The following is an 11,621-nucleotide window of genomic DNA, read 5'->3' as shown; positions in this document are numbered from 1 at the left end:
ATTCGCTCCTGATAGTCAATTCTGTTGCGTGCCAGCTAAGGCGCTTCCGGGAAGCGTCAGGCGGTCAGAGCCGTCTGCATGCTGGCGAGGCGCGCGCGGACCGAGGTATCGAGCACTTCGTCGCCGACCGTTACGCGAACGCCGCCGATCAGCGACTGATCGATTTCGACGATCGGCTTCAGCTTGCGCTCGAACTTGCGTTCGAGGCTTGCGACCAAGTCGTTCAACTGTGCGCCTTCGAGGGGGAACGCGCTGACGATATGCGCGTCGGCCGCACCTTCACGGGCGTTCTTCAGCTCGTCGAACTGGACGGCGATTTCCGGCAGCAGCGGCAGACGATGATTTTCCACCAGCATGCGCACGAAATTCTTCGCCTGAGCACTGCTCTGAGCCAGCGGAGACTTCACCGCGGCGAGCAGCAAGTCGGTGATCTGCTCGCGGCTGACCTTCGGGCTCGAGGCGACCGTTTCCACTTCGGGCAGACGCGCAACCTGTGCCAGCTCCTCGACGAAGGTGGACCAGCCCGCGAGATCGCCGGTTTCGGCCACGCGGAACAGCGCTTCTGCGTAAGGACGAGCGATGGTTGCAAGTTCGGCCATGATCAGAGCTCGGTTTTGAGTTGATTCAGCAGATCGGCGTGAGCCTTCTGATCGACTTCGCGCTTCAGAATTTGCTCGGCGCCCTTGACGGCCAGCGCGGCGACCTCGGCGCGCAGTGTTTCGCGAGCCTTGACGATTTGCTGGTCGGCGTCCGCCTTGGCTTGGGCGACGATGCGCGCAGCTTCCGCGTGAGCGTTGGCCTTGATTTCGTCGGCGACGGCAGCCGCCCGCTTTTCGGCGTCAGCGATACGTTGCTGACCGTCGTTGCGTGCCTGGGCGAGTTCCTGGTCGACGCGCTTGTGCGCAGCTTCGAGTTCCGCCTTGCCCTTGTCGGCGGCGGCGAGGCCGTCGGCAATCTTCTTCGAGCGCTCGTCGAGGGCGTTGATCAACGGCGGCCACACGAACTTCATCGTGAACCACGCGAGGATCAGAAACACGACCATTTGCGCAAACAGGGTTGCGTTGAGATTCACGGTGTTTCCTTAAACGTTGCTTTTCGGGAGAGTGAAACGGTTAAAAGGCGCTAACCGGCTGTTGTGCTCGATCAGCGCCTCACCGTTCCGCTTTGCGTCGTGTCCAAAAGATCAGACGCACACTTCCGAGTAACCTCAGCCGAGACGTGCGAGCAGCGGGTTCGCGAACGCAAACAGCATTGCCACACCAACGCCGATCAGGAACGCCGCGTCGATCAGACCAGCCAACAGGAACATCTTGGTCTGCAGCGGGTTCATCAGTTCAGGCTGACGAGCGCAAGCCTCGATGTACTTGCCGCCCATCAGACCGATACCGATACAGGCGCCGATTGCACCCAGGCCGATGATGATGCCGATACCGACGGCGGTCAGACCCTGGATGTTGGCGATGAAAGCTTGCATGATCACTCCTTTGATTAAAGACTTTGGAACTTGATTTATAAAAATTGAAACTTAGAACCGTTGGCGATTCCGAACTGCCGCAATGCCGCGTTAATGCGTGTCATGAGCCTGGCCGATATACACCAGCGTCAGCATCATGAAGATGAAAGCCTGCAGAAACACGATCAGGATGTGGAAAATCGCCCAGACCGTACCCGCGACCACGTGGCCGATAAAGCCAAGTACAGAGGCGTCCGCGCCGAAATGCCACATGCTGCCGAGCAATGCGATAAGCAGGAACAGCAGTTCGCCCGCGTACATGTTGCCGAACAGCCGCATGCCGAGCGACACAGTCTTGGCCACGAACTCGATGATGTTCAGCGCAAGGTTCGGAATCCACAAGACCGGATGCGCGCCGAACGGAGCGGACAGCAGTTCGTGCACGAAGCCGCCGGCGCCCTTGATCTTGAAGTTGTAGTAGATCATCAGAATGAACACACCCAGCGCAATGCCGATGGTGCCGTTGAGGTCGGCCGTCGGAACGATGCGGTGATGGGGCACGACGTTCTCGAGACCCAGCCAGCCGATGACGCGGCCAGGCAAGTCCACGGGGATGAAGTCGAGCGAGTTCATCAGGGCGACCCAGACGAACACGGTCAATGCGAGCGGAGCGATGAAGCGGCGGTTGCCGTGGATCATCGACTTCGACTGGTCTTCCACCATTTCCACGAGCATTTCAATGGCGCACTGGAAGCGGCCGGGAACACCGGACGTCGCCTTACGCGCCGCGAGGCCGAGGATGATGATGGTCAAGAGGCCACACAGAATGGACCAGAACAGCGTGTCCAGATTCCAGACGTGGATGTCGAAGATCGACGTCTGGTGGTGCGTGGAAAGATTCTGCAAGTGGTGCGCAATGTACTCGGACGGATCCAGAGCGTGCGTTCCTTCGCTAGCTGCCATATCGTTAAAGCCACCCAAATTGTCAAAAATCTTTCGACGCCTGCCGCTCCGAGCCGCCGCTTCGCGTTGCGGCTCCAGGGCGGAAGGCCCGTGTGCGGAGCACGCTCCGCACATATGTATGCTAGTGGCAGCTCTGCCGTCCCGCACTTACCTGGGAGGTCATCGCCGCACGTTGCTGCGTCACCGCAGAGCCATTGCGATCCAGTACGCCTTCAACGCGACGATGTACGTGACGAGCAGCGGCAGCCACAGCGCACTCTTGTACCAGAACGCGACCGCGACGAACATAGCAATCGTCGCTCCCATCTTGACCGCTTCGCCGATCATCCAGCTCATGATCGTCTCGGCGCCTGTCTTCGCTTGCAGGCGCGCCGCAAACAAGGCGGCGGGCAGCCAGCAGATCGCTCCTCCCAGAAAGGCGGACAGCGCAGCATCTCCCGGCGGCTTGCAAAACAGCCACCACAGTAGCGTCGCACCCAGGGACAAAACCATTTGCGCTGCCACGACCTTGAACGGCGTGACACGCGATGGACGACTCACTTCGGGTCCAAACAGCTTTTCTGCCTGATCCCGCGTGAGCGGAACGATATTGTTATCTTGCGCTTCGGCCTCCCACGAGTCGTCCGACGAACTGCGTGGCTGGTTCCCGGTGGCGTTGGTGTCGCCGGCTGAGCGAGCGCTGACTTGCATGTTTCGTTCGCGCATTTGCTTCGCGTTTTGCTCAAGACTCGCGCGGCTTGCTCTCGCGCCGTCTCCGAGCCCTCAACCGAGAGAACCGAGAGTCCGGAAAATCACCTTGCGCTTTCGACGCGCTTTCGAGGTGGCCTAGCTGTTAAATCCGGGCGATTGTAAGCGATTGTTGTCACGGATTCAATAGTTTAGGTGTGTCAAAAGCCAAGCAGACGGAGCTTAAAAATCGGTCTCGAAAGCGAGATTTTTCTTGTGACTGCAAGCAGATTTTCAGAATCGAGCCGATGCGCGCGAGGCATCAGACAAGCGCCCATCCGATCACTGCAGCGGCAATCCAGAACGGAATCGACACGGCGTGGAAACGCATCCATATGGCCTTTTCGCCGGACAGGCGAACCGCGATGAGATTCGCAAGCGAGCCGATCGCCAGGCCGAAGCCACCGACGCTCACGCCGAATGCAAGCGCCCGCCAATCCTTCGAGAACTCGGCGAGCACGATCGCAGCGGGCACGTTGCTGATGCCTTGCGACAGTACCGCGCCGGCCGCGAACGCGCGCGCAGGTGACTTAATGCCCATATGCGCAATCGCGCCGTGAACCGACGGCAACGCCGCCGCGCTGCGCAGCACGATGAACATCAGCACGAAGATGAGCAGCAGCAGCCAGTCGATCTTGAGCACGATTTCCCGCCGCCATAACAGGAAACCAACGGCGACCGCCGCAAGCCCCGGCCCGGCGTGATGTGCATCCGCGAGCGCGACGAATGCCGCGAACGCCACTGCGCTCACGCCGCACAGCACCCGGTCCACGGAATGCGCCTCGACATCGCCTGACAGGTCGAGCGGCGTGGCGCGGAACATCACGAACGTGACCGCTGCGAGCAGCGCCATCAGCGCCGCGCATAACGGCAAGAGCGCCCAGACGAACGCGCCGAACGGAACGCCGCTCGTCTGCCAGAGAAACAGATTCTGAGGATTCCCAAGCGGCGTCAGAATCGACCCGGCGTTCACTGCCAGCGCAATCACGATCACGAGCCGTTTCATCGGCAGCGGCGCGAGCTTGTTCAGCGACAGCGCGAGCGGCACGACGGCGAATAGCGCGACATCGTTCGTCAGCACGGTCGACAAAGCGGCCGCCAGCGCGACGAGAAACAGCGCAAGCCCGCGCTCGCCATGGATGTGATGTACGAGCCGATGCGCGGCCCACATCAGGAATCCTGAATATTCGATCGCCTTGGTCAGGATGAGCAAGCCCGCCAGCGTGAGCACCGTCTGCCAGTCGACGAGACCGGGCAGCGACATCCACGGACGAGGCCGCGCCAGTTGCAACAGCACGAGCGCCGCAACAAGTATCGCGAGAACCGGCTCCTTGCAGACGGTTCTCCAGACGCGCCTGAGCACATCGGGCTGAACGCCCTTCGCGTTGTATTCGGACAAGGTCGGCGGTGCTGTCAGACGGCCGGCGCCGGCGTTTCGACGTTGCTGCCGCGCAGCTTCGTGAGAATGCCTTCCAGCGCGTCGAGATTGCCGAAGTCGATCGTGACCTTCCCACGGCCCCTGCCGCCCAGCTTGATCTTGACGCTGGCCGCAAGCAGGTCCGACAGTTCTTCTTCGAGGCGTCGCGTATCGCGGCCGCCGTCGTTGGCGGGACGCGCCTTGGTGGCGGGCGCCTGCTTCAACGTCGACGCGACGAGGCGCTCGGTTTCACGCACGGACAGACGCCGGTTCACGACGTGATTCGCCAGTTGAATCTGAGTGGCGGCATCGACGGCCAGCAGCGCGCGCGCGTGGCCCATGTCGAGATCGCCCGCGAGCAGCATCGTCTGGACAGGAGTGGCGAGATTCAACAAGCGCAGCAGATTCGACACCGCGCTGCGCGAGCGGCCAACAGCTTCCGCTGCCTGCTCATGCGTGAAAGTGAACTCGTCGAGCAGACGCTGAATGCCCTGCGCCTCTTCCAGCGGGTTCAAATCCTCTCGCTGGATGTTCTCGATCAACGCCATCGCGGCAGCGGCCTGATCGGGCACGTTCTTCACAAGCACGGGCACCTCTTCGAGCCCGGCCAGGCGCGCGGCGCGGAACCGCCGCTCACCCGCAATGATTTCATACTGCTGATCGCCGACCGAGCGCACGAGAATCGGCTGCATCAGGCCCTGCGCGCGGATGCTGGCCGCAAGCTCCTGCAGCGCGCCTTCGTCCATGCGCGTGCGAGGCTGATACTTGCCGGCTTGCAGCTTGTCGAGCGACAAAACTGTCGGCGTGCCCTCCCCGCGCACGGCTTCCGTGATATCCACGCTACCGCCGAGCAATGCGTCCAGGCCGCGGCCAAGACCTTTCTTCTTCATCACAGCGCTCATTTCGGTTCCTCCGTCGGCGTTTCCTGCCGCATCGAATGGGGTTGCAGCGCGCGGACGCGCTCGATCATCTCAGTGCCGAACTGGATATACGCCTGGGCGCCGCGCGAAGACTTATCGAACACGACACCCGGCAGCCCGTAACTCGGCGCCTCGGCAAGGCGCACATTGCGCGGAATCACGACATCGAAGACTTTGTCGCCGAAATGCGACTTCAACTGATCGGACACTTGTTGCTGCAGCGTGATTCGCGGGTCGAACATTACGCGCAGCAAACCGATTACCTTGAGGTCGCGGTTCAGGTTGGCGTGAATTTGTTTAATTGTGTTGACGAGGTCCGACAGGCCTTCAAGCGCGAAGTATTCGCATTGCATCGGGATGACGACGCCGTGCGCGGCGCACAGCGCGTTCAACGTGAGCAGCGAGAGCGCCGGCGGACAATCGATCAATACGAAGTCATAGTCGTCTTCTATATCGGCAATGGCGGTGCGGAGAATGCGCTCGCGGTTCTCCATCGCGACCAATTCGACTTCAGCGCCGGCCAGTTCACGGTTGGCCGGGAGAACGTCATATCCGACCGCGTCGGGCCGCACGCGCGCTTCGCGCAGAGTGACGCCATCGACGAGCACCTCGTACACCGTGCTCTCGCACGCTGCTTTGTCGACGCCGCTGCCCATCGTTGCGTTACCCTGCGGATCGAGGTCGATCAACAACACGCGCTGTCCGAGCCCGGCGAGACTGGCCGCGAGATTGACCGCAGTCGTCGTCTTTCCAACGCCGCCCTTCTGATTTGCGACGCAGAAGATTTTTGCCATCGTTAGTGTCCTCGTTTCTTCGCTGTCAGAAGATCAGCATGGCTGAGTCGTTGCGGGCGCTCAGGCATCGAAGGCGACTTCGATGAGGTGCCGTTCAGCGTCCAGCATCGGCACCATCAATCGTTCGACGCCCACGACGGTCGCACCGGCAGGCAAGCGTGAGATTTCCGCGTCCGGCCGGATGCCTTTCATCGCGAGAATGCGACCGTTCTCGGCAACTAGATGACGCGCAAGTGTAACGAAATCCGCGAGCTCTGCGAATGCACGCGACACAATTGCGTCGAATTTTTCCGGTACTTCGACGCCCGGCGACAGACTCTCGACGCGGCCAGTGACGACCGAAATGTTGGAAAGACCCAGATGCGCCTTCGCCTGCGATTGAAACGCGGTCTTTTTGTGAACGATATCGTTCAGCGTGACGCGAACGTGCGGCAGCGCGATCGCGATCACGATACCCGGCAATCCGCCGCCCGATCCGACATCCAATACTGCTGAAGCACCGCGCGTCTGAATCGCCGGGACGATGGCCAGCGAATCCAGGATGTGTTGAATCAGCATTTGCTTCGTATCGCGGATCGCCGTCAGGTTGTAGACGGCGTTCCACTTTCCAAGCAGCGAAACATAATCGAGTAATTGCTGCTTCTGCCCTGCCGACAACGCGACGCCCAGTTGCGCAGCGCCATCGTCCAACATCGTTGCCAGGTCGGTCATTGGGCCGCCGTTGTGGTTGCTGCGGAACCATCGGCTTGCTTGCCGCGCCGTCCGAGGCCACGCTTGAGATGCACCATGAGAAGCGAAATGGCCGCTGGCGTGATGCCCGATATACGCGATGCCTGCCCGATCGTCTCCGGCCTATGCTGCGACAGCTTCTGTCGCGCTTCGAAGGAAAGGCCACGCACCTCGCTATAGTCGATGCCTTCGGGCAAGCGAGTGTTTTCCTGCGCGCCGTTGCGAACGATTTCGTCCGCCTGGCGGTCGATATAGCCTTGGTACTTCACGCCAATCTCAATCTGTTCCTTAATCTGCGCGAGCAGTACAGGATCGTCGGCTAGCGGTGCGTCAGGTCCGCACTGCCCCTCGCGCAGCGCGCAAATGCCGTCGTACGAAACGCCGGGACGACGCAATAGATCGGCCAGACTGTACTCATGGTCGATAGGCTTGCCGAGTAACGCCGTCGCTTCGTCTGCGGCCAAGGTTTTGGGGTTGACCCAAGTCGAACGCAGTCGTTCTGTTTCACGTGAAACAGCGTCGCGCTTGCGATTGAACTGGTCCCAGCGAATATCGTCGATAACGCCCAATTCGCGCCCAACTTCGGTCAGGCGCATGTCAGCGTTATCTTCGCGCAGCGAGAGTCGATATTCTGCGCGGCTCGTGAACATGCGATACGGCTCAGAAACGCCGCGCGTCACGAGGTCGTCCACCAGAACGCCGAGATAAGCCTGATCCCGACGCGGCGACCATGCGTCCTTCCCCTGAACCTGCAAGCCCGCGTTAATGCCCGCCAACAATCCTTGTGCAGCCGCTTCCTCGTAGCCGGTTGTCCCGTTGATCTGCCCAGCGAAGAACAGCCCAGCGATTGCCTTTGTTTCAAGGGACGCCTTAAGCGCGCGGGGATCGAAGTAATCGTATTCGATCGCGTAGCCGGGGCGCAGGATATGAGCGTGCTCCAGTCCGCGCATGGATCGAACGAGATTCAGTTGAACGTCGAACGGCAGGCTGGTCGAGATACCGTTGGGGTAGAACTCGTTCGTTGTCAGCCCTTCCGGCTCTAAAAAGATTTGATGCGCATCTTTCGACGCGAATCGGTGGATCTTGTCTTCGATCGACGGACAGTAGCGCGGCCCAACACCCTCGATGACACCGGTGTACATCGGCGAACGATCAAGCCCGGAACGGATGATGTCGTGTGTCTGTGTATTGGTATGCGTCACCCAGCACGGCACTTGTCGCGGGTGCTGCTCGACGCGCCCGAGAAACGAGAACACCGGGATCGGATCGAGATCGCCCGGTTGCTCCTCCAGCTGCGAAAAATCGATGGTGCGGCCATCAATTCTCGGTGGCGTGCCAGTCTTCAAACGGCCTTGCGGGAGCTTCAGCTCCTTCAGACGCGCCGATAAAGACACCGCAGCCGGATCGCCCGCGCGCCCGCCGACGTAGTTATTGAGGCCAACGTGAATCTTCCCGTCGAGGAACGTACCGGCTGTCAGCACCACGGCACGCGCACGAAAACGCAAGCCGACCTGCGTGACCGCACCGACGACGCGATCGCCTTCCACCATTAGATCGTCGACCGCTTGCTGGAACAGCCAGAGGTTCGGTTGGTTTTCGAGCCGATGGCGAATGGCCTGCTTATAAAGCAGCCGATCGGCCTGCGCACGCGTGGCCCGCACAGCCGGCCCCTTGGACGAGTTGAGTATCCGAAACTGGATGCCGGATTCGTCCGTTGCGGCGGCCATAGCGCCGCCGAGCGCGTCGACTTCCTTAACGAGATGGCCCTTGCCGATGCCGCCAATCGACGGATTGCAGCTCATCTGCCCGAGCGTCTCGATATTGTGGGTCAGGAGAAGCGTCTTGCAGCCCATTCGTGCGGACGCGAGGGCCGCCTCGGTGCCAGCGTGACCGCCGCCAACGACGATCACATCAAATTCTGTGGGATAAAGCATTGGGATTTCGTGTGCGAACGACACGAACCTGGAGATGGAATATCGCAGAATTATATCGGTTTCCGCTTCGGCTCGATCGCGTCGCTTGGACCGCGCGAAAAAAATGGCGTGTTTCACGTGAAACACGCCACCCTGTTCCGCCCATCGGACCGTTCAAACCGCCTTTTTCGCTAACCCCAGATAAGTCTCGATGACCTGCGGATTATGCTGAAGCTCCGCCGCCTTGCCTTCGAGCGCGACTTCGCCTGTTTCCAGCACATATCCATAGTCAGAGATCTGCAGCGCGGCTCGGGCATTCTGTTCGATCAGCAGCGTCGCCACACCGGTTTGTCGCAGCGCGCTGATGATGTGAAATATCTCCTTAACGATCAGCGGTGCAAGTCCCAAGCTCGGCTCATCAAGCATAAGCAGTTGCGGCTTGCCCATCAGCGCACGCCCAACGGCCAGCATCTGACGTTCGCCACCAGACAGCGTCCCCGCCGCCTGCTTGCGACGCTCCTTGAGACGCGGGAATAACTCGAAGACGTGATCGAGCTGGTCTAGAAAGTCGCGCTCCCCAGCCCGCTTCCTTCGATAGGCGCCCAACACGAGATTGTCCTCAACCGCCATCGACGAGAAAAGCTCGCGCTTCTCCGGCACGAGGCACATGCCACGCGCCACGCGACGCTCGATAGCCAGCGCCGATACATCTTCACCGACGTACTGAACCTTCCCTTTCGCGTGCCCTGTCTGCGGCAGCGCCCCCATGATGGCGTTGAGCAGCGTCGATTTTCCCGCCCCATTGGGGCCGATGACCGATACGATCTGCCCCGCCCCCACTGTGAGCTTGGCGCCGTGCAACGCTTCAACTTTCCCGTAACGCACGGACAAGCCGCTGACTTCCAGAATCGGTCCGTTCATCATTCCACCCCGCCCAAATACGCTTCGAGAACCGCTGGATCCTTCTGCACTTCCCTAGGCAAGCCCTCTGCGATCTTCGTCCCGAATTCCATTACGACGAGCCGATCCGTCAGGTTCATCACGAAATCCATGTCGTGTTCGACCAGCAGAATGCTCATACCCTCGGCGCGCAGCTTACGGAGCAAGTCCGCGAGTTGCTGCTTCTCCTGATAACGCAGGCCCGCAGCCGGTTCGTCGAGGAGCAACAGCGTCGGATCACAGCAAAGCGCACGCGCGATTTCGAGAATGCGCTGCTGGCCGAGCGCAAGGCTGCCCGCCTCGCTATACAGATGCTTCTCCAGTCCGACGCGCACGATCTGCTTCGCGGCTTCGGCCATTAGCCGCGCTTCCTCCGCTGCATTGAGACGAGCGATGCTTCGCCACACGCCGGTCTTCCCACGCAGATGCGCGCCGATGGCAACGTTCTCGAGCACGGTCATCCCCGGCAGCATCTTGACGTGCTGAAACGTCCGCCCGATGCCGCGCTTCACGATCTGACGCGACGTCAGCTTGTCAATGCGTTCGCCGTGAAAAGTGATCGCGCCGCTCGTGGCCTGGAGAACGCCCGTCACGAGATTAAAGGTCGTTGACTTGCCTGCGCCGTTCGGACCGATCAGGCCGATGATCTCCCCCGCTTTGACAGCAAAACTTACATCGTTCACGGCGACGAGGCCGCCGAACTGCTTGCGAGCCTTATCGACGGTCAGAAGCGGCTCGCCCGCGACAGGTTTGCTGCGCTGCGGCAACGCCTCCCCGTGCTCGGGTACATGCGCGCGCGGACCGCGCGGGAAAAGGCGCGCGACGAAAGGCCAAACGCCCTGCCGCGCGTACTGGAGTAGCAGCACCATCACGACGCCAAAGACGATGATCTCGAAATTCCCATTTGCGCCAAGCAGCTTCGGTAGCAGCGTCTGCAGGTAATCCTGCAAAACGGTGAGGATCGTTGCACCGAGAATCGCACCCCAGACATGCGAAACGCCGCCTACCACGGCCATGAACAGGAATTCGATGCCGTGATTCAGCCCGAACGGCGTCGGGTTCACCGCGCGCTGCAGATGCGCATAAAGAAAGCCGGAAATCGCCGCAAGAACTGCTGCATAGATAAAGATCACGACGCGCATCCATGCCGTGTTCACGCCCATCGCCTCGGCCATGATGCCGCCGCCGCGAAGCGCGCGAATCGCGCGACCGGGCCGACTATTAAGCAAATTCTGAACAGATATCACCGCGAGCAACACCACGACCCAGATCAGGTAATAGATGCTTCGCCCCGATTCGAGCTGCCAGCCGAAAAGATTGAGCACCGGAATGCCGTTGATGCCGTCGTATTTGCCCAGCAGTTCCATGTTGCCGAACAGATAGAACAGCGACAGCCCCCAGGCGATGGTCCCGAGCGGCAGAAAGTGGCCGGATAGCCGCATCGTGATCAGCCCGAGCAGCAGCGCGATAAACGCCGTGAGCACGACGCCCGCGATCAACGCGATCCAGGGCGAGACGCCGAATCGCGTGGTCAGGAACGCGGTGGCGTATGCGCCGACGCCCACGAACGCCGCCTGCCCGAAGCTCGTCATGCCCCCGATGCCCGTCAGCAGCACCAGCCCGATTGCCACGATCGAATAAAGACCGATGTAGTTAAGCAGCGTGATCCAGTACTCCGGCACCGCGACCGCGCCAGGCAGCACCGGCAAAGCGAAGACCACGACGAGAAACAGCCAGAAAAATCGATATCGATGTAGGAATGTCATC

12 protein-coding genes are annotated in these 11,621 nt (G+C 60.7%); all 12 read right to left on the bottom strand.

What is annotated here, in order from left to right; translation table 11 throughout:
• Positions 1-56: 56 nt before the first annotated feature.
• Complete coding sequence (locus AB6804_RS09640) at positions 57-599, bottom strand: F0F1 ATP synthase subunit delta (RefSeq protein WP_370886244.1); 543 nt, start codon at positions 597-599, stop codon at positions 57-59.
• A 2-nt stretch (positions 600-601) separates the two neighbouring features.
• Positions 602-1,072 carry a F0F1 ATP synthase subunit B gene (locus tag AB6804_RS09635; RefSeq protein ID WP_370886243.1) on the bottom strand — a complete coding sequence of 157 codons (471 nt, stop codon included), beginning with the start codon at positions 1,070-1,072 and terminating at the stop codon, positions 602-604.
• A 135-nt stretch (positions 1,073-1,207) separates the two neighbouring features.
• Complete coding sequence (gene atpE / locus AB6804_RS09630; RefSeq protein WP_035962415.1) at positions 1,208-1,474, bottom strand: F0F1 ATP synthase subunit C; 267 nt, start codon at positions 1,472-1,474, stop codon at positions 1,208-1,210.
• Positions 1,475-1,564: 90 nt separating this feature from the next.
• The gene (gene atpB / locus AB6804_RS09625; RefSeq protein ID WP_370886242.1) at positions 1,565-2,416 is read right to left on the bottom strand and encodes a F0F1 ATP synthase subunit A; all 852 of its coding nucleotides are present in this window, start codon (positions 2,414-2,416) and stop codon (positions 1,565-1,567) included.
• A 180-nt stretch (positions 2,417-2,596) separates the two neighbouring features.
• The gene (locus AB6804_RS09620; protein WP_370886241.1) at positions 2,597-3,121 is read right to left on the bottom strand and encodes an ATP synthase subunit I; all 525 of its coding nucleotides are present in this window, start codon (positions 3,119-3,121) and stop codon (positions 2,597-2,599) included.
• Positions 3,122-3,404: 283 nt separating this feature from the next.
• The gene (locus AB6804_RS09615; protein WP_370886240.1) at positions 3,405-4,541 is read right to left on the bottom strand and encodes an SLC13 family permease; all 1,137 of its coding nucleotides are present in this window, start codon (positions 4,539-4,541) and stop codon (positions 3,405-3,407) included.
• 14 nt (positions 4,542-4,555) lie between these two features.
• Positions 4,556-5,461, bottom strand: a complete 906-nt coding sequence (locus AB6804_RS09610; RefSeq protein ID WP_370886239.1) for a ParB/RepB/Spo0J family partition protein — start codon at positions 5,459-5,461, stop codon at positions 4,556-4,558.
• The gene (locus tag AB6804_RS09605; RefSeq protein ID WP_370886238.1) at positions 5,458-6,273 is read right to left on the bottom strand and encodes a ParA family protein; all 816 of its coding nucleotides are present in this window, start codon (positions 6,271-6,273) and stop codon (positions 5,458-5,460) included. The genes AB6804_RS09610 and AB6804_RS09605 overlap by 4 nt, the downstream gene beginning before the upstream one ends.
• Before the next feature lie 60 nt (positions 6,274-6,333).
• Positions 6,334-6,984, bottom strand: a complete 651-nt coding sequence (gene rsmG, locus AB6804_RS09600) for a 16S rRNA (guanine(527)-N(7))-methyltransferase RsmG (protein WP_370886237.1) — start codon at positions 6,982-6,984, stop codon at positions 6,334-6,336.
• The gene (gene mnmG / locus AB6804_RS09595) at positions 6,981-8,936 is read right to left on the bottom strand and encodes a tRNA uridine-5-carboxymethylaminomethyl(34) synthesis enzyme MnmG (protein WP_370886236.1); all 1,956 of its coding nucleotides are present in this window, start codon (positions 8,934-8,936) and stop codon (positions 6,981-6,983) included. The genes rsmG and mnmG overlap by 4 nt, the downstream gene beginning before the upstream one ends.
• 153 nt (positions 8,937-9,089) lie before the next feature.
• On the bottom strand, positions 9,090-9,839 hold the full coding sequence (locus AB6804_RS09590) for an ABC transporter ATP-binding protein (RefSeq protein ID WP_370886235.1): 750 nt from the start codon (positions 9,837-9,839) through the stop codon (positions 9,090-9,092).
• Positions 9,836-11,620 (bottom strand): ATP-binding cassette domain-containing protein, encoded by a 1,785-nt coding sequence (locus AB6804_RS09585; RefSeq protein WP_370886234.1) that lies wholly within the window; start codon positions 11,618-11,620, stop codon positions 9,836-9,838. The genes AB6804_RS09590 and AB6804_RS09585 overlap by 4 nt, the downstream gene beginning before the upstream one ends.
• Between the last annotated feature and the right edge of the window lies 1 nt (position 11,621).

This window comes from Caballeronia sp. RCC_10, assembly GCF_041360715.1.
Taxonomy (GTDB): Bacteria; Pseudomonadota; Gammaproteobacteria; order Burkholderiales; family Burkholderiaceae; genus Caballeronia; species Caballeronia grimmiae.
This window is presented reverse-complemented; position numbering and strand designations above follow the sequence as displayed.